At 60.6% G+C, this 17,999-nt stretch carries 20 protein-coding genes; 8 read left to right on the plus strand and 12 right to left on the minus strand.

The genetic code is table 11. From position 1 onward, the window contains the following. Window positions 1–376 precede the first annotated feature (376 nt). Complete coding sequence (locus HG549_RS15320) at window positions 377–754, plus strand: histone-like nucleoid-structuring protein, MvaT/MvaU family (RefSeq protein ID WP_170029410.1); 378 nt, start codon at window positions 377–379, stop codon at window positions 752–754. Between the two features lie 230 nt (window positions 755–984). Here HG549_RS15320 and HG549_RS15325 read toward each other — a convergent pair whose 3' ends face one another. Both HG549_RS15325 and HG549_RS15330 read right to left on the minus strand, forming a co-directional pair. Beyond that, window positions 985–1,371, minus strand: coding sequence for a hypothetical protein (locus HG549_RS15325; protein WP_170030349.1), 387 nt, complete (start codon window positions 1,369–1,371; stop codon window positions 985–987). Further along, entirely contained in the window at window positions 1,371–1,931 is a 561-nt protein-coding gene (locus HG549_RS15330; protein ID WP_170030350.1) for a hypothetical protein, read from the minus strand. Before HG549_RS15330 ends, HG549_RS15325 begins: the two co-directional genes overlap by 1 nt. A 299-nt stretch (window positions 1,932–2,230) precedes the next feature. On the opposite strand from HG549_RS15330, the gene HG549_RS15335 reads away from it, so the two are divergent. After that, complete coding sequence (locus tag HG549_RS15335; protein ID WP_170030351.1) at window positions 2,231–3,445, plus strand: aldose 1-epimerase family protein; 1,215 nt, start codon at window positions 2,231–2,233, stop codon at window positions 3,443–3,445. A 99-nt stretch (window positions 3,446–3,544) separates the two neighbouring features. Here HG549_RS15335 and HG549_RS15340 read toward each other — a convergent pair whose 3' ends face one another. The 4 genes from HG549_RS15340 to HG549_RS15355 form a co-directional block, all read right to left on the minus strand. Next, the gene (locus HG549_RS15340; RefSeq protein ID WP_170030352.1) at window positions 3,545–3,937 is read right to left on the minus strand and encodes a YkvA family protein; all 393 of its coding nucleotides are present in this window, start codon (window positions 3,935–3,937) and stop codon (window positions 3,545–3,547) included. A gap of 152 nt (window positions 3,938–4,089) precedes the next feature. Next, entirely contained in the window at window positions 4,090–6,798 is a 2,709-nt protein-coding gene (locus HG549_RS15345; RefSeq protein WP_170030353.1) for an AAA domain-containing protein, read from the minus strand. Window positions 6,799–6,976: 178 nt separating this feature from the next. Further along, window positions 6,977–7,381 carry a helix-turn-helix transcriptional regulator gene (locus tag HG549_RS15350; RefSeq protein WP_170030354.1) on the minus strand — a complete coding sequence of 135 codons (405 nt, stop codon included), beginning with the start codon at window positions 7,379–7,381 and terminating at the stop codon, window positions 6,977–6,979. A gap of 161 nt (window positions 7,382–7,542) precedes the next feature. After that, a complete protein-coding gene (locus HG549_RS15355; RefSeq protein ID WP_170030355.1) occupies window positions 7,543–8,229 on the minus strand; it encodes a hydrolase in 687 nt (228 codons plus the stop codon). A gap of 229 nt (window positions 8,230–8,458) precedes the next feature. On the opposite strand from HG549_RS15355, the gene HG549_RS15360 reads away from it, so the two are divergent. Beyond that, on the plus strand, window positions 8,459–8,926 hold the full coding sequence (locus tag HG549_RS15360; RefSeq protein ID WP_170030356.1) for a RidA family protein: 468 nt from the start codon (window positions 8,459–8,461) through the stop codon (window positions 8,924–8,926). Between the two features lie 16 nt (window positions 8,927–8,942). Here HG549_RS15360 and HG549_RS15365 read toward each other — a convergent pair whose 3' ends face one another. Both HG549_RS15365 and HG549_RS15370 read right to left on the minus strand, forming a co-directional pair. Further along, window positions 8,943–9,908, minus strand: a complete 966-nt coding sequence (locus tag HG549_RS15365; protein WP_170030357.1) for a LysR family transcriptional regulator — start codon at window positions 9,906–9,908, stop codon at window positions 8,943–8,945. Window positions 9,909–9,988: 80 nt separating this feature from the next. After that, the gene (locus HG549_RS15370; RefSeq protein ID WP_170030358.1) at window positions 9,989–10,990 is read right to left on the minus strand and encodes a zinc-dependent alcohol dehydrogenase family protein; all 1,002 of its coding nucleotides are present in this window, start codon (window positions 10,988–10,990) and stop codon (window positions 9,989–9,991) included. Between the two features lie 106 nt (window positions 10,991–11,096). Between HG549_RS15370 and HG549_RS15375 the strand changes: the two genes are divergently transcribed. Continuing rightward, complete coding sequence (locus HG549_RS15375; protein WP_170034196.1) at window positions 11,097–11,975, plus strand: LysR family transcriptional regulator; 879 nt, start codon at window positions 11,097–11,099, stop codon at window positions 11,973–11,975. A 12-nt stretch (window positions 11,976–11,987) separates the two neighbouring features. On the opposite strand, the gene HG549_RS15380 is transcribed toward HG549_RS15375, so the two are convergent. Beyond that, the gene (locus HG549_RS15380) at window positions 11,988–12,812 is read right to left on the minus strand and encodes an AraC family transcriptional regulator (protein ID WP_170030359.1); all 825 of its coding nucleotides are present in this window, start codon (window positions 12,810–12,812) and stop codon (window positions 11,988–11,990) included. Window positions 12,813–12,941: 129 nt separating this feature from the next. On the opposite strand from HG549_RS15380, the gene HG549_RS15385 reads away from it, so the two are divergent. From HG549_RS15385 to HG549_RS15395, 3 genes are all read left to right on the plus strand, one after another. Next, window positions 12,942–13,460 carry a carboxymuconolactone decarboxylase family protein gene (locus tag HG549_RS15385; RefSeq protein ID WP_170030360.1) on the plus strand — a complete coding sequence of 173 codons (519 nt, stop codon included), beginning with the start codon at window positions 12,942–12,944 and terminating at the stop codon, window positions 13,458–13,460. A 167-nt stretch (window positions 13,461–13,627) separates the two neighbouring features. Further along, window positions 13,628–13,873 carry a DUF2790 domain-containing protein gene (locus tag HG549_RS15390; protein WP_170030361.1) on the plus strand — a complete coding sequence of 82 codons (246 nt, stop codon included), beginning with the start codon at window positions 13,628–13,630 and terminating at the stop codon, window positions 13,871–13,873. Between the two features lie 31 nt (window positions 13,874–13,904). After that, window positions 13,905–14,921: an alpha/beta hydrolase gene (locus HG549_RS15395; protein WP_170030362.1), complete on the plus strand. Its 1,017-nt coding sequence runs from the start codon at window positions 13,905–13,907 to the stop codon at window positions 14,919–14,921. A gap of 517 nt (window positions 14,922–15,438) precedes the next feature. On the opposite strand, the gene HG549_RS26020 is transcribed toward HG549_RS15395, so the two are convergent. Then, entirely contained in the window at window positions 15,439–15,678 is a 240-nt protein-coding gene (locus tag HG549_RS26020) for a hypothetical protein (protein WP_256665913.1), read from the minus strand. A 251-nt stretch (window positions 15,679–15,929) separates the two neighbouring features. Here HG549_RS26020 and HG549_RS26025 point away from each other — a divergent pair, with 251 nt between their 5' ends. Continuing rightward, window positions 15,930–16,397: a hypothetical protein gene (locus HG549_RS26025; RefSeq protein WP_256665914.1), complete on the plus strand. Its 468-nt coding sequence runs from the start codon at window positions 15,930–15,932 to the stop codon at window positions 16,395–16,397. A 220-nt stretch (window positions 16,398–16,617) separates the two neighbouring features. On the opposite strand, the gene HG549_RS15405 is transcribed toward HG549_RS26025, so the two are convergent. Next, a complete protein-coding gene (locus tag HG549_RS15405; RefSeq protein WP_170030363.1) occupies window positions 16,618–17,073 on the minus strand; it encodes a hypothetical protein in 456 nt (151 codons plus the stop codon). Between the two features lie 301 nt (window positions 17,074–17,374). Beyond that, window positions 17,375–17,980, minus strand: a complete 606-nt coding sequence (locus HG549_RS15410; protein ID WP_170030364.1) for a TetR/AcrR family transcriptional regulator — start codon at window positions 17,978–17,980, stop codon at window positions 17,375–17,377. Window positions 17,981–17,999: the final 19 nt, after the last annotated feature.

The raw sequence follows: 17,999 nt of genomic DNA on the forward strand, positions 1-17,999 counted from the left end.
CCGAATACCTATCGGAAACCAATTTGGTTTGTTTTATTGGGGTAACCGAACTTCACCTGCGGTAAATCGCTTATCTAATTGAGCCCATCAATAATTTAGGCATCGAATACCCTACGCGAGCATAGCGGCATAGACCCAGGCGTCTTGCATAACTCCAGAATGTACCGATCAAACCCTCCAAAGACAACTCCCTGAGCTTCAGCGACCTCTGCGCAATGTTCAATGTGGGAATTAACTTACAGCCAAAGAGAATCACTAAACATGAAACCCACCTCCACAGTTAAATTCGGAACGAAGATTTCACAAAACATTTCGACACTTGCATTCTTGCCTGCTGGGCGCTAACACTAGCCTCATCACGCAATGGAGGAATCCCATGTCTCGCCTCGCAGAGTTCCGTGCACTCGAATACTTGCTCGCTGCCAAGAAAACCGATCTGTCCTTCATAAAGGTCGACCCTCATTTAAAACGAGAATTCGAGTTCGAAGGTAAACTCCACGACTTGCTCGCCGAGTACCAATTCGACCTGTCGGATATATTGGCGATCAGTGGAATCGAATACGAAGACACCCGACACTCATGGTCGCCCCCTCCGCCACGCCACCGCTTCAAGGCACGACAAAGCAAGTACTACAGAAACCCGTACACCGGTGAGATGATCGAAGCGAAGAGCACGTTGAATAAAACGCTGCAACTGTGGATTCAACAATACGGCCGCGAGGTGGTGAAACGCTGGACAACTGTGTGGTACTGACACGCTGGCGCAACGCCTACTCTGCCAGGAAAACAAATGCCCTGTAGCTTTCCGGCCTGCGCTGGCGAGTTACGAGGCGCCGCCAACGCCAGTGGCCTGTGGGTCGCGGTGGCCGCCATCGCGCTGGCGGTAGGCGCGCACCAGGCGTGGACGGCCAATAACGATAGGGACTTTACAAAATCTCAGCCTCCGAGGGCCGCGATTGGGTTTCTCGGGATTTCGTACAGAGCCTAAGGCGCCAGGCTGACGCCGTTACAGCGCCCCTTGGTAGAGAAGTCGCTGATCAGCCGTGCCTTGTTCACCTTCATCAGGATCGTGCAACCACCAGCATGCGTCACGTCATCCCAGTAATTGGTATGGACCATCACGTTGCCTTGCATTTCAGCGGTGCTGCCGACTACTTCCTTACGCACGTAGGTGGTGTCGCGGTACCAGCCCAACTGCACCCCACCTCCGCCCGGCAACGGCTCCATGTGCCCAGGCGGGCCGAAGAAGTCAATCGCCTGTTTGGCGTCACGCCCCTGCCATTGGTGGCTAGCGCGCAGTTCCGGCAGGGTCGGGATACAACCAGTCAGAGTCAACAGCATCAGGCCGAGTGGCAGAAAACGTATGTTCATCACGGGCTGTTGCTCAGCATGTCGTCCAGTTTTTGTACCGCCTGGCTGTTTGCCTGGACACCGACCAACTGACTGAACATGGCCTGGACGGTGGCAACCATCTGCGTGGCCGGCATTTTACCGATCGACAACATCTGGTTGCGTGCTCGATTATCAGGGACACAAACGAAGGCAAAGGTGCGCTGTAACCAATAGTCCTTCGGTGCGACCCAACTGCGGGCATTGGTTTTCACATCCTTCACCGCGCCGTCGAAGCGTCGTATCGCCCGGGCGCTGTCCAGGCGGATCTGGCGCTGTTTACATTTGACCTGTACTTCATAGGCGACGAGGGTTGGATAGGCAGGGTCTTCAAACAACTGCATGACCTGCGCCGACTGCACACCACCCGGCTTTTGCAGGATGCCGGCACTATCGGCAACGTACACTTCGTTGTGCAAACGTTCCCCTTTGCCGTAGATGATCCAGTAATCGCCTGGCGCTTGTGCGGCCATGGCCATGCCACTACAAGTCATGGACACGATGGCCAGCCATCGCTTAAGTGGTAGAAGTCTGTAGCTCATGGATGTCCTATCCCGATTTCACTAATCCTGCACGGACTATACGAAACCGGCGAAGACAGGGTCAATTAGCACGTTCGTACTAGGCTCTGTATGAAATCCCGAGAAACCCAACCGCGGCCCCTCGGAGATTTTGTAGCGTCCCCCGGCCATCGACGAAGAATTCCGTGCTGGCAAAGCGTTACGAACCCCATCATCAATCAGCTGACCAGGGCTTCGCCGAAAACACCGTCTGGCGCGCTTGCTGAAACGTTTTTGTAGGTCTATAAAATGGGCACAATTCCAAGAAAGGCATGTTGCCCATGTTTCGCCTCAAACGCTTCGTTGCGCTTAGCGCCCTGTGCGCGACCTCCCACGCCATGGCCTGGGATTACGTCCTGCTCGACACCGACAAGGCCGCCCAGGACTGGCAGATCACCAGCCAGCAACTGGGCCTGAACACCGACCAGCCGTTCAGCGTGACCCTGCGCACCTTGCACGGGGGCCGGCAGGAAGGTGTCAGCATCGTCGACATCGATAACGGCACGATGAAACTGTCGGTCGTGCCGACGCGCGGCATGAACATCCTGCAGGCCTCGGTCGGCACGGTGCGGCTGGGCTGGGATTCACCGGTCAAGGAGGTGGTCAACCCGTCCTTCATCGAACTCAACGGGCGCAATGGCCTGGGCTGGCTGGAAGGCTTCAACGAGCTGGTCACCCGCTGCGGTTACGAATGGGTCGGCCACCCCGGCATCGACAATGGCGAGCTGCTGACCCTGCACGGCCGCGCCGCCAACATTCCTGCAAGCAGAGTCACCCTGCACATCGACGAGAAACCACCGTACGCCATCAGCTTGCGTGGCGAACTGAAAGAACAGGCGTTCAAGAAGGTCGACTTCGCCGTCGCCACCGAACTGGTCACCGAGCCCGGCAGCGTGGCGTTCACCGTGAACGACACGCTGACCAACAATGGCGACTATGCGAAGGAATACCAGGCGCTGTACCACAGCAACTTCAGCACGCCGTTCCTCGAGCAAGGCGCGCGTTTCGCCGCGCCGGTGAAACAGGTGTCGCCGTTCAACGACAAGGCCAAGGGCGACCTGCCCGACTGGCAGACCTACCGCGCGCCGACCCGGGACTATGACGAGACGGTCTACAACGTGGTGCCGTATGCCGATGCCAAGGGCGATACCTTGACCGTGCTGCACAACAAGGCTGGCAACCTGGGCGTTGCGGTCGGTTTCAATACCGGCACGCTGCCGGTGTTCTCGCTGTGGAAGAATACCGACACCCAAGGCCAGGGCTATGTCACGGGGCTGGAGCCGGGGACAAGTTTTTCCTACAACCGCCGTTACCAGCGGCCACTGAACCTGGTGCCGACCATCGGCCCCAAGGAACACCGGCAGTTCCATATCCGCTACAGCTTGTTGGCGGACAAGGCAGCGGTGGACAAGGCCTTGCAGCAGGTGGAAGAGATCCAGAGCGGGCGGGAAACCGAGGTGCGGCAGACGCCATTGGTTGATCTGAACAAGGGCTGATGTCGGTTGAGGCCAGCCAGCCGATGGCTGGCCTCAGGTCATCTGTTGAGCGGGTGAGCAGTCATCAAAGGGTGGGATTCGCGAGGCTCGGACAAGCGCTCAGTAATGAGCGAAAGCCAGTAACGCCCCCGTTAGCACGGCTATCCAGATCAGTACGATGAACACCGCTGCGGTAACGCTGACCGGTCGCTTCACCTGGCTCTGTTCCCACGCCAGGGCTTGCTCCTGGCACTGCGCGAGCACGGCCGGCGGCATCAGGCGAATTGCCAACAGGATGCCAAGGGGCAAGATGATCACATCGTCCAGATAGCCCAGCACGGGTATGAAGTCTGGAATGAGATCGATCGGGCTCAGCGCGTAGGCCACCACGAACACCGCTATCCATTTGGGCAGCCACGGCGTATCGGAGTGCTGGTAACAGAACCAGAGCACCATGGTTTGCCGCTTGAGCGACTTGGCCCATTGGCGTGCACGGTCCAGCAAAGCTTTCATGTACCAAATGTCCTTGCAGTCAGTTGTTATGTGCCCTTCACAGCCAACCGCCTGGCAAACGGTTCTCGGCAATGGTCAATCCAGCGCATTATCCATGCTTCTGGGAGATAAACGCGTGGCATTTGTTCAGTGCCAACCTCAGACTCAGCTGCTCAGGCGTCCGGAACCGGCTTGGCCCATTGCCCAAGAAATTCGCCAACTCTGCGCTCGATATCACTCTCAACCGTCCGCAGCCGCAAAATGGGAATGCCACTTCCAGCCAGGATTTCGTTCTTCATGGCATCCCGCGCCGCCTGCACGGGGTGGTCGTGATAGCCGCCATCGACCTCAATCACCCCTACCGGTGTCTTGCCAACTTTGTAATAGATCACGAAATCGCAACTGGCGCGCCTCATGAACGCCCGCTGGGCTGCCGTCCAGGCGGGATTACTAGGCGATGCGAGCTTATCCAGACGGATCTGCGTGTGGTACTTCAGCGCCTGGCACGCCGGGGCCGACAGCGCCTCGCGCAGCAACTGTGCCACGATCTGCTCGGACTTGTAGCGTGAATCCTCCGGCCGCAGACGAGCATTCAGGCGTGCCAGGGACTGGTCGTACTCGCGGTACAACAAGTCGAATGCCGACACCACCGGTGCACGTACGATCTGCTCATCCTGCGCGTAATAGCTGATGTAGCGGATCAAGGCGGCCAGGTGGCCATTATTGCTGGTGAATACATCATCACCGGTCACCAGGGTGAAGCGATGCTTGGCCCGCGACACTGCCACGTTGATCATGCAAGGGTCGTCGACGAAGTCCAGGCGTCCTTGCGCCTGGTTGTAGCGTTTCTTGTCCAGCACGGTCGAGAAGACGATTTCGTCGCACTCGCGGCCCTGGAACTTGTGCACAGTGTCATTGACGAAGTCCGTCGGCAGGTGCTTGTCGGAAAGGCTGACCTGGGCCCGGAACGGGGCGATATAACCGCGGCCTCCAGCGTCCACGACGACAGGCTGCCCTTCGTCCTCGAGCACCTTCAGCAACGACTCCAACTCGCGAAGGTTGGTATTCTTGCGTGCATGGTTGCCCTTGGCGGTGACCACCAGGCGCAGGGGCTGTTCGCCGTTATCCACGGTCATGGGCACCAGCGCATTATCGTAGAACTGCTGGTTGCAGAACTGGATGATCCTCGGGTGACATCGGTAATGCTCCTTCAGCAACGTCCTTGGCAGTGCGTCCCGGAACACGGCAATGCACGAATCCAGCAGGCTGTAGCGCTCGCAATCGTAGGCCTCGGCCGGCGCCTGAAGCCCCAGTTTCACCGGGATGTAGGGCAACTGGCGGTTATCACCGACAACGATCAGGTTGTTGGCGCAGCCCAGTGGCAGGATGCCCGGCACGATGTCCTGCAAAGACGCTTCGTCGATGATCACGTAGTCGAGGATCGCCCCCGCCGCGATCGAGTTGACGATGGAATGCGTGCCGCTGCCTAGAATAGGGAAACGCTGCACGAAGGCATCGAAATCGCTGCGGTAGGTTTTGCCATCGAAGCTGCCTCGCGGCGCTGCCCGGCTTTGCAGATGCTGCTTCAGATGCTGCATCGATGCCGTTGTCAGCGCTTCCAGCAGCGTCGTGAAGTTGGCCCGCGCCAACGACTCACGGCACGCCCGCAGCTCGGCTTCCTTGGCCTGTTGCGACTTGTCGTAATAATGCATCTGCAGGGCATGGAACGCAGCCATGCGCGCCTCGCCCGCGGCGAATGGTGTGGTGCGAAAGATTCTGAATTTGAACAGCAGCTCGATGCGGTCCTTGAGCTGCACGCGCTGCTCGCCAAGGTGCGCCAGGTAGGCCATGAGGTCGGCCGTCTTGCGCGGGGTCAGCCCGTATTTGTCCAACGAGCCCGTGGCCTGCACACCGTTTTCTGCCTGCCACTGCTGCAGGTAGCGCCGCTCGATGACCAGCTCGTCCAGTTCGATTTGCAGTTGTGCCGCCCGGTTGTGGTCTTGCAGGTGCTGCTTCAAGCGGGCCAGCAAGGCCTGTATTTCTTCCAGGGACGGTGCCGGCCCGGGCGCGCTGGCGGGCCACGCCGGCAGGTTGGCGAAAAAGGCCTCGCGGTTTTCCTTTTTACCAAGCTTGGCTACCAGGTAGTCCAGGCCGCACTTTTCCAACTTCTCGTAGACGTTTGCCACAGCCGCATTGTTGTTGGACAGCACCGCCACCGTCTGCCCGCGCAACAGGATATTGGCGAGGATGTTGAGGATAGTCTGGGTCTTGCCGGTGCCCGGTGGGCCTTCGATCACGCTGATCTGCGCGCTGAACGCCCGCTCGACGGCCTGGTACTGGCTTTCGTTCAGCCCGAACGGATAAATGAGCCCCAGGCCTGGCGCCAGCGTGCCGTTCCGCCCGGAGCAATAGGCTTGCAAGGCCGTGCTGGCGCTGGCAGGCAGTTTCCCCAGTTGAGCCACGACATTGCTGGCTATTTCACGATCGGACTCTGACTGCGCTTGAGCCTGGCGGGCACTTGCAACAGCCTTGAAATAAGCGAAGACCGGCGTATCGCTGATCGCGGTAGGCGCGCTGAAGACAATGCCGTCCATCTTGTGAATATAGGGCTTGTCGGTACCCGGATAATGCACCACGGCGTATTGCTCGCCGTAGATGACCGCTTTTTCGATGGGCTTGACGATCGTGCTGCCGGGTCTGATCAGCAGCACATTGCTCAGTTCGCGAGAGGGTGACACCCTGCAGTTACTGAGCGGGCGAATGTATTTTCCAGATGGAAAATGACAGGTCAGTGCCAGGGCTTCGAACTTGTCGCTCCAGAATATAGACCAGTCGCTTATGTTTGCGGTCTTGTCCTCACCATCCACCTGAATCGAAACCATATTCCCTTGGTCCTGTGCGCATGACACCCGGATATCCGTACCGGATGTTTCCCTTACTGTGAAACACCATAGTGCCACTATTGTGCGCAAGGCCGGTAGCTGGTTGCGCCTGTCCCTGTATCAAGATGTCACTCACCCGGCAGCCGGCCTACACCGCGGTACTAGCCACCGCGCCCTGTCACTGCAGACGCCGTGCTTGCCGACGATGACCGCCGAACAGCTGCTGCTGCCACCTCTGCGGGGTCATGCCTTCAGTTCTGAAAAAGGTCCGGCAGAAGTGGGATTGATCGTAGAAGCCGCACGTCAGTGCGATGTCCACAAGCAACATGGTGGAAGTTTTCAGCAGCGTTTTGCTCTTCAGCACCCGCTGCTCGCGCAACCATTGCTGCGGGGGCATATGGGTACCCTGCTTGAACATGCGCGAGAAGTGGCTGCGTGACAATGCGCACGCTTCGGCGACTTCGGCAACCGAGATGCCGCTGTCCAGCTTTTCCAGCATGAGTTGTTTGGCAGCTTCTATTTGCCAGGCACCGAGCGGCGCCGTTGCCGCCGGCACTGACGCCGGCGCGGTGAATTGTTCCATGTTCTCACCCGTTCACACATCCAGGTAACCGGGTGCGCGCCTTTCCGCGGTCACAAACCAGGCACTGGGCTTCCCAGGGGAAGACCAGGCCCAGGTGGCTCGGCCTGCTGCGCACCCTTGCATCAATCACCAGCCCCGTTCAGGGGGCTACTGGTGACGGTTCAGACAGCTGCCGCGACCGGTGCCAGGGTCGGGCCATGCTGAACACGCTCAGGCGCCTTGTGCACCATGGTGTAGGCGTAGTCGACGCCCATGCCGTAGGCGCCGGAATGTTCTTTCACCAGCGCCATCACGGCGTCGTAGGTGGCCCGGTTCTTCCAGTCGCGCTGCCATTCCAGCAGCACCTGTTGCCAGGTCACCGGCACCACGCCGGCCTGGATCATGCGCTGCATGGCGTAGTCGTGGGCTTCCTTGCTGGTGCCGCCGGAGGCGTCCGCCACCATGTAGATCTCATAACCGGCGTCGTGCATCGCCGACAGGGCGAAGGTGGTGTTGCACACTTCGGTCCACAGGCCGGACACGATCACCTTGTTGCGGCCGTTGTGCTTGAGCGCGTCACGTACCTTCTGGTCATCCCAGGAGTTCATCGAGGTGCGCTCCAGCAGCGGAGCGTCCGGGAACACCGCGAGTAGCTCCGGGTAGGTGTGCCCCGAGAAGCTTTCGGTCTCGACCGTGGTGATGGTGGTGGGCACGTCGAAGATCTTCGCCGCCTTGGCCAGGGCCACGGTGTTGTTCTTCAGCGTCTGGCGGTCGATGCTCTGCACGCCGAAGGCCATCTGCGGCTGCTGGTCGATGAAGATCAGCTGGCTGTTGAGGGGGGTCAGAACTTCGGTTTTAGGGTTGCGCATGGTTGCTTCCTCTCCGCTGGATGATGGTCAGTCGCACCGTTCGTGGTGCATGCCTCGGCGTCGTCGCCGCTTGAGGTGGAACACAAGATAGCGAAACCCGGCAGGCATCGGTGGCGCACTTTTGCGCTCGCGGAAGCTCTTTTTTGCGCCATCAGGCGTGGCGATGCGCTGCTAGCATTCGCCTGTCCATGCGGGTCAATCCGGCCCGCTCATCTGCAGGAAAACGCATATGGCAGCTTCACAACCACTCAACAAAGACACCGCCTACTGGGGCGTTCCCTGGGAGGATGCCTATGGCTATCCGCAGGCACGCCGGGTCGGTAACGAGATCCATGTGTCGGGCCAGTTCAACCACGACGAGGACGGCAACCTGGTCGCCCCGGCGCCGCTCGATGCCGACGGCAGGCCCAGTGACTTTTCGGGCATGGGCGAGCAGATGCGGGCCTCCTACGCCAACATTGCCAAGCTGCTCGCCCTGTATGGCGCAACCCTGCAGGACGTGGTCGAGGAGACGCTCTACGTGCTGGACATGGACGCGGCCTTCGCCGTCGTCGGCAAGGTGCGCAAGGCGGCATACGGCACTGAGCGGCCTCAGTGCGCAAGCAACATCATTGGTGTCTCCAGGCTTGCCCAGCGCCCGCAGTTGATCGAGATCGCCTGCAAGGCCGTGATTGGCACCGGCGCATCCGGGCGCTAGCTCGCCCGGGCTGGCCTCAGCTGGCTGGGAGGTGCCCTTCGACCAAGGGCTTCTGCTCGGCCACGGCGGCGGCACAGAAGGTCATGAAGGCTTTGACTCGCCACGACTTGCGAATGTCCTGGTGAGTCAACAGCCACAGTTCATCCTGCAGCTCGGGCACCACCGGGCCGGCACGGACCAACCCCGGGGTGATGTCGCCCAGCATGCAGGGGAGAAAACCGAACCCGAGCCCTGCCGCGATGGCCGCGCTCGCTGCAGCGACGGAATCGGTGCGGTACACGATGCGCTCGGGGGCGACTCGGTTCTCGACGTAACTCGTTGCCCGCAAACCGCATAGCGCGGCAGCATACGAGACCCATGGCTGCTCCCCTTCGAAAAGGGCGGCTGCGCCTGCCTGGCCGGCACAGCAGTACGGCGCCCAGGCGATGTTGGCCAGCTTGCGGCCGACCAGGCTGTCGGCAGGTTTGCGCGTCGCCCGGATGGCGATATCCGACTCGTCCCGGGCCAGGCTCAAGGTCTGGTTGCCGACCAGTACTTCCAGGGTGATGCCCTCGTTCAGCGCCTTGAATTCGGCGATGATCGGGGTGAGGAAATACAGCAGCAGCGAGTCGCTGGTGGTGATCCGCAGCTTGCCGAGGGGGCCCTGGCCAGCACGTGAAACACGCCGTGTGACGCTGACGATGTCCAGCTCCACACGCTCGGCCAGCGCGCGCAGCTCGGCACCTTCGGCCGTGAGCAGGTAGCCCGACTTGCGGTGATCGAACAGGGCGATACCCAGGGTGCGCTCGACCTGGGCAATGCGCCGCGAAACGGTGGACACGTTCACCCCGAGCTTCTTGGCCGTGGCGGCACGATTGCCACACTCACTGAGGGTCTTGATGATGCGCAAGTCGTCCCACGACAGCTGGCTGACGGCCTCGCCTGCGTCCCACTTCGCAGGGGTTGCCGAAGCAGGCTGAAGTTTTCCGGTGAGTGATTGCACAGGTTCCGATCCACAGGCGAATGCGCCGATGATACGAGAAGCGACCGGGTTGAACCAAGTCGTCTGCACGGTCGCGGTAGCTAGTCGCTGGACAAGCGGATCACCGTCTTGCCCGTACCACGACTTTCCGCTACCTGGCGAAACGCTTCGTTGACATCTGCCAGGGCGAACTGCCGCGGGTCCACCCTTACCTGCAACTGCCCGGCATCTGCCAACGCAGCCGCCTCGCGCAGGATAGCCCCGTGGTGTTCACGCCCCTGGCCGGTGAGCAACGGGGCCAGGGTGAACACGCCTGAGTAGGTGGCGCTTCGGAACGATAACGGCGCGAGGCTGTGCTGGCCCCAACCGAGGCAACTGAGCACGTGGCCGGTATAAGGCTTGACCGCCAGGAAGGCAGCATCCAGGGTGCTGCCGCCTACGGTGTCATAGACGATATCGAACCCCTCCCCGGCCGTGTACTGCTGCACATAGGCTTCCACGCTCTGCGCCCGGTAATCGATTGCCGTGGCGCCCAGGGCGCGAATGAAATCGAGACTGGCCGCCGAACCGGTGGCATAGACGTCGGCGCCGCGTGCCTTGGCCAACTGCACCGCCACCTGGCCGACCCCACCTGCCCCACCGTGAATCAGCACGCGCTGGCCAGGGCGGACATTGGCGCGATCGACCAGCCCTTCCCACGCCGTGATGAATACCAGCGGCAACGCTGCCGCCTCGCTCATGGCGAGTGCATGCGGCTTGGCTGCGATCAGCCGGGCATCCACCGCAATGTACTCGGCCATGGTGCCCTGGGCCCCACCGATGCCACCGGCCATGCCGAACACTGCCTGACCGACGACAAACCCTTCGACCGCCTCGCCCAGTTCGACGACCGTGCCGGCGAGGTCCAGGCCGAGTACCGCCGGCAGCGGCTGGCGAGCATGCGCGCCTGCGCCGGTGGCGATCTTGGTATCGAGCGGATTGACGCCTGCGGCATGGACCCGCACCAGCACCTGGCCCTTCCCGGGTATCGGGCGGGCAATGTGGCGCACAGCCAGCGGGGCTTGGGCGGATTCTGCGATAGCGGCGAGCATGGTCGGTTTCATGATGGCAACCTCGATTGAGTGGACGCTTACAGGTTGCGCCGCCACGTTCATTCCGATAAGACACTAGATTGGCATAGGACTTATTCCGCAGAGAGGCCAGATGGCAATGGATCTGTTCGACAGCATGCGCGTCTTCGTACGCGTGGTGGAGCGTGGGTCGTTTTCAGCGGTCGCTCGCGAACTGAACATCGGGCAGCCTGCGGTGAGTAAACAGGTCCGCGCCCTGGAGCGCTACCTGGGCGGGCCGGTATTTGCCCGCAGTACCCGTCAGCTGGCCCTGACCGACCAAGGGCAGCGGTTCTACCATCACTGCCAGGAGATTCTCGGCCAGCTGGAATCCGCCACGCGCAGCTTTGCCAGTGGCCAGGAGCAGATTGCAGGGCCGCTGCGGATCGCCGCGCCGGTGAGCTACGGGCGGTTGTGCATAGCACCGCTGATTGGCAGCTTTCTGCAGCGCTACCCTGAAGTGCGGATCGACCTGCGGCTGAACGATCACAACGAAGACCTGCTGACGGAAAACATCGACGTCGCCATCCGCATCGGGGTGCTGAAAAACGACGGCCTGGTGGCCGTGCCCCTGGGCAGCAGCGTGCGCCGGGTCTACGCTGCGCCGGCTTACCTGGAGCGCTACGGGCAGCCACGCCAGCCCGCCGAACTGGCCGGCCACAACTGCATCGGCTTCACCCTGCTGACGCACTATGACAATTGGCAGTTCAGCCGCGGCGAGCAAGCGCTCGAGGTTGCCATCAAAGGCAATGTCACCAGCAACAGTAGCGAGGCCATCCGCGAAATGGTGCTCGGCGGCCTGGGCCTTTCCCTGTCGCCCGAATGGCTGTTCGCAGCCGATGCCGCGCAAGGCCGCGTGCGTAGCGTGCTTGACGATTACCAGGCCACCGCACTGCCGGTCAGCGCCGTGTTCAGCCCCGAGCGACGGCGTTCCGCCCGCACCAAGGCGTTCGTCGACTTTCTCCGGGAGCACCTGTAGGCGCCCCTGGCCCTATGCCGAACCCTGCTTCAGCCAGGCCTTCGGGCTAGCGCCAACCTTGCGCCGGAAAGTCCGGGCCAAGGCCGACGGGCTTTCGTAGCCCACCTCATCGGCAATCAGCGCGATCGGGCGGCCCTCGCGCAGGCGCTTCTGGGCCAGGCTGATGCGCCAGTTGGCCAGGTAGTCGGCCGGAGTCATGCCCACGGTGTGGCGAAAATGCGCGGCAAAGCTGGCCCGCGACATGCCTGAACGATCAGCCATCTGCGCCACCGACCAGTTGTGCTGTGGTTCGCTGTGGATGGCGACCAGTGCGCGCGAGAGCTGGGCGTCGGCCAGCCCGGCCATCATCCCCGAGGTAATGCTGCGGCTGGCAATCAGGTGGCGAAGCAGCTGGACCACCATCAGCTCGAACAGGCGATTGAGCATGACATCGCGGCCACATTCGTCGCCGGAGGCTTCGGCAAACAGCCAGTCGAGGGTACCGGTCAGCATTGGCAGTTCGCGCAGCGGCTTGATGATGAAATCCGGCAAGGCCAAGGTCAGCGGGTTGTTGGCACCACCTTCGAACTGCAAGGTGGCACAAACCAGCTCCGCCTCATCGGCTTCGGTCGCCACCAACCGGTGTGCCTGCGGGCGCACCGCCAGGATCAGGCTCGGTTCGTTCAGTTCAACAACCTGCCCGTGCTTGTCCCTGAAGGCCAGGCGGCCGGCACGCAGCAGGTGGGCGTACCCCACCCGCTGTTGCCCATCAAGGTCGGTGGTGCCGCAGAAGCCGCCCTGGTGAAAGGTGGCGGCATGCAGGTTGAAGTGTTTGAGCAACGTCGACAATCGGTCCATGGCACACTCGGGTTTAGACGATCTGTTGCATAATTTCGATGATCTGCAGCCGAAAGGAAAGCCCAGCTCCCTAACATTGACTCCAAGCTTGATCGACAAGCCCGTTAATCAACCCCTTGGAGAATGACCATGACTCGTATCGCTGCCCTCTCGCTGGACCAGGCACCTGTTGCCTCGCGCACCGCTCTGGAAGGTATTCAGAAAGGCCTCGGCTTCATCCCCAACGCCTTCCGCACCCTGGCCCACTCCCCTGCTGTATTGAACGGTTACCTGGGCCTGGCCCAAGCCCTGGGCAAAACCTCGCTGAGCGCCGCTGAACGTGAAGTGGTCGCCCTCGCCGCTTCGCAGGTGAACGGTTGCGACTACTGCCTGGCCGCGCACGCTTTCTTTGCAGGCAAAGCGGGCCTGAGCGAAGAGGCAATCAGCCAGGCCCGCAGCGGCACGCTCAGCGCCGTTGCCGCCCTGGCGCGCCAGGTCACCGAAAGCCGCGGCCAGCTGAGCGACCAGCAGATTGCAACAGCCCGTGAGTCGGGTATCGACGATGGCAAGATCGTCGAGGTGGTGGCGCAGGTGACGCTGTTAACCCTCACAAACTACCTGAACAACATCGCCATTACCGATATCGACTTCCCGCCGGCAGCACGCTAGCCAAACCACCCGACGTCGCCGCTCAGCGGCGATGCCCGGGGCTGATGCAGCGTTTCAATCAGGACCATTACGGAAATATATTTTGCGCGCTAACTATTATCGCGCAACATACCAATCAACCAGCAAGCAGATGCTGATTCCACTATCCCAGCTAACGGAGCATGACCATGAACTTCAGCAAAGCAATCGCCATCGCCACCTTGACCTTCGGCGCCAGCTTCGGTGCCTTCGCCCAGACCGCCTCGCCGTACCAGTACGGCACGCACCTGGACATCGCTCAAGTCATCGCCATAGATGCCCCGGCCAACGCCAGCGGGCACACCAGCACCGCCACCCTGACCTACCGCGACAGTGACGGCAAGGTGCAGAAGGTCAGCTACCTGCGCCCGACCACCTCCGCCAACCAGAACTGATCACCCTACCCAGCGCCCCAGGAGCTTGACCATGAAACTCTCCCGCCCCCTCTCCGCCGGCCTGCTTGCGCTCGCCGTCAACAGTGCCTTCGCCGCCGGTAGCCCCGGTGTGGAAAGCACTACCCAGGCTTTCCTTCAGGCCCTTGAAGCCGGTGGCGGCAAACCGCTGGAAACCCTGGCGCCGAAAGACGCGCGTGCCGTGCTCACTGGCGCCCAGGCCAGCGTGAAGGTCGACGTTTCCGGCACCCAGGTCGAGCGCCGCACTATTGCGGTCGACGGCCAGGCCCTGGAGATCCGCGTGGTGCGCCCACAGGGGGCGAAAGGCGAGTTGCCGGTGTTCATGTTCTTCCATGGCGGTGGCTGGGTGCTCGGTGACTACCCGACCCACGAACGCCTGATCCACGACCTGGTGCTCGGCTCCGGTGCGGCGGCGGTGTACGTCGACTACACCCCGTCGCCGGAAGCGAAGTTCCCCACCGCCATCAACCAGGCCTACGCCGCCACCCGCTGGGTTGCCGAAAACGGCAAGCAGATTGGCGTCGATGGCAGCCGTCTGGCGGTGGTAGGCAACAGCGTTGGTGGCAACATGGCAGCGGTTGTCGCGCTCAAGGCCAAGGAGGCCGGCACGCCGAAGCTGCGCTTCCAGGCCCTGCTGTGGCCGGTGACCGATGCCAACTTCAACAACGGCTCGTACAACCAGTTCGCCGAGGGCCATTTCCTGACGCGCAACATGATGCAGTGGTTCTGGGACAGCTATACCAGCGACCCCAGGCAGCGTGACGACATCCATGCTTCGCCGCTGCGCGCCAGCCTGGAGCAGTTGAAAGGCCTGCCACCCGCGCTGGTACAGACTGCCGAGATGGATGTGCTGCGCGACGAAGGCGAAGCCTATGCGCGCAAGCTGGGTGCTGCCGGTGTCCCGGTGACCGCCGTGCGCTACAACGGCATGATCCATGACTTCGGCCTGCTCAACGTGCTCGGCCAGGTGCCCGCTACCCGCAGTGCGATGGACCAGGCGGCCCAGGCGATCAGACAGCACCTGCAGTGATCGGGGTTGCGGCTTACTGACATCTTCCTGGGATCGTAGCGCGGCGTGGATTCGGATGTGTTCGCCTAACGGTATGTAGCGCCTATGAGATCGAGCGCCGCCCGCGCGGCGCATCGCGGATAAATCCGCTCCTACATTTTGTTGCAACGTGCCGAACCTGTTACGCCATGGTTGCCTGCCTTGGTGCGTGTCTCAAGGCATGCGAGGCGGCATCAATACCCAGCGAAAAATCCCGTCATGCCAACAAGGCTGACAACCATGGCCTCACAGGCATGGCCACGTTGCAACAAAATGTAGGAGCGGATTTATCCGCGATGCGCCGCGCGGGCGGCGCTCGATCTCATAGGCAACGAAGATCTTCAGGCACACATCATCCACCACGCAAGCCCCAAGGCAGGACAGTCCGCTACGGGTCGATAGCTGCCGATCGGCTTAATGACCTATCACGACCGAGACGCTGTGAAATTCTGGAACAGCAATATTCTTGTCTCCCGGGTTAAGCTTTGAATGATGGTGATCAGAGTGATGAACGGACCCGCAGCCATTCTTCCCAGCAATCCTCTGGAACGATGTCCTCATAACCCCGATCTTTTTCTAACGCGAAGGCAGCACTGAAGGGCACTGCCATCGTGGTGGCATTATCTCGAATCTCAAGCACCTCAGCTTCGCTGAGCGCAGAGCCTTTCCGATCCTCCGCCGCCTTTAGTAGAGTGACCAACGCCGGTATAAAAATCAGACATAACGGGTCTGTAGACAACGGTTAGCCTCATGCGGGTAGTAATAGAAATCAGTAGTGCAGATTGTAGGAGCTGAGCAAAAAATGCAAAGCGAGTACCGATCACGGCTGCATGGATATGGCGTACCGCTAGGGGGCGTCAGCGGCCACTCGCGAAGGGTCGCTTTCGACCCTAATCAGCCCTTCACGCGGAGGGCCCACTATCTGCCAAAAGCAGACATGCGCACCTGGCAAAAGTAAGCTCTACAGACTTCAGGGATTCGAGAGCTGGAATGAGTAATTTGCTATCCATCACAAGGCACAAATCCAAGTACAGTCTCGGCTTCTACCCGACGTTTGCCGTTGACGGAGTACCTTTGGAGGTTTGGCTACCTCAGCACAATCGGGAAGCTGAGTTACACCTCGTATCAGCGCATTCAGGCTTGAGCGACGATGACGACACCTATTTGGTATGGGATCGGACCTATTCCACAGCGCCGGGCTGGGAGACCTTGGTCCCCCTGCTTGTTTGCTCTGATGACTTGGACCTGACATGTACCGTCATTGTTGCTGAGCAGCACGCCGATGAGCACCATGTCCAGTGGCGCCGATTTGGTTTGCTGAGGGATTTAATCACTTTGCAATGCCCTGCCGTTGATTGGTATGACTCAATACCGAGCCTGACCTTCGAGCGCTCCCGTTTCGAGAGTGTGCTGGATGCGTTCAGGAAACAAGAGAGCATCAAAATGGACTGGGACTAACGCGGGTTGCTGTCTGTGCGAGCGACCACACTCGACCCTTAGCTGCCATCGCCGAGGGCAGCAAGCGGCCAGAAGCGACCGGCCTCGAGTGAACAGACTATCCTAGAGGCTTGAAGGCGTATACGAAACTAGGGGGGGATTCAGGTAGCCATTCGCAAGTGGTCGCCTCGCCCAAGATCGGGGACGTAAGACCAAGGGGCAGCTTCCTAACACGGCCAAATCAAATCTCAGACGCGGCTTTAACGGCGCGCTCATAGGAGGCAGAGCCGAATAAAAAAGGGCCAACATCAAGGATTATGCGAGGCTCTTCATATCCGTTTTCGTAAGCGAACTCCTCCCAGATGATCTCGTCACCAGAACTGCGAATGTGCACTGAGTATGCTCCGCAGCCGATGTCTCCACATTCAGGGCAAATGTAGATGATTACCCGATTGGACCTTGTCTCGGGCAGGCCGCTTCGGATCAGGCTATTGGCAAAGAGAAGATTTTGTTCTGGATATCCCGATACGAAACCACTCATATAGTCAGAGTGCCCACCGTCAGCGCTTACTAAAATTTCCAATAGAGAACGCTCGTCGATTCTAAAGTCGGCAAAATAACGCTCAACGCTGGTACAACCGTTTGATGCACCTCCAGAGCGAATCGCATCCTGAAAAGTTATGGTGTTGCGGTGCATGCCTTTGTTCCTTACTTCGATATGGTCACGATTACACACATTGGGCGTGACTCACGCAAGTGCAGAGGGCACCGACGACTGTCCGCTGAGACGTTTTTTACCTGCCGCGACGGGCTGCTATGGCCGTTAGCAGCCCTTAGCCAAGGTCTGCTTCGGGTAGGAAGGGCTAGGCGCGAATACCTGCGGTGGGTTGACCTCCAACAGGTTTGAGCACGTTTCAGCTAGACGAACCGCTGCGAGATGATTACGGCTGATGATGGGCACAAAATCGCGATGGCAACGCGCTGAATGTCGAGTGCGGTCACGTGTCCGTAGAGTCTGTAGGCCGTTTTAGCACCCCGCGCAACAGCAGGTCGAACGCCTGGCTTGCCTGCGCCAGCCGCGTGTCGCCGTTCTCGGCCTCCGCGATCCATACCGTCGCTTCCGCCAAACTGCCGTATATCAATACGGCCAGCGCTTGAGCCTGTGCCTGGACAAGTACACCCTGCAGCACCAGGTTCTCAATCAACTGGCGCATCGACTCTATGCAATGCCGTTGGGCCTCAGGCGAGCCGCCGCCCAACACCGCTCTGGCGTCGCGCAGCACGATGCGCTGAATCTCGGGCTCCAGCGCCATCTCCAGATAGGCGCGGCAACGTTGGCGAAAACCGTCCCAGGCGTTCTCGGCGGTGTCGGTGATGGCGCGCAGGCGCTCGTCCATTTCGGCGTCGAGCTGCTCGACGACAGCCGCCAGCAACCCCTTCTTGTCACCAAAGTGGTGGTACAGCGCCCCCCGGGTCAAACCCGCACGGGCGGTCAAATCGTCCATCGAAGTGTGCGCATACCCGAGCTCGCTGAACATCTGGCGGGCGGTGGCCAGCAACAGGGCCCGGGTTTCTTGCATTGCGGCGCGGGTGCGACGAACCATCAAGCTATTCCTTGTCTTC

It is taken from the genome of Pseudomonas sp. SK, from assembly GCF_012975065.1.
GTDB classification, from domain to species: domain Bacteria; phylum Pseudomonadota; class Gammaproteobacteria; order Pseudomonadales; family Pseudomonadaceae; genus Aquipseudomonas; species Aquipseudomonas anuradhapurensis.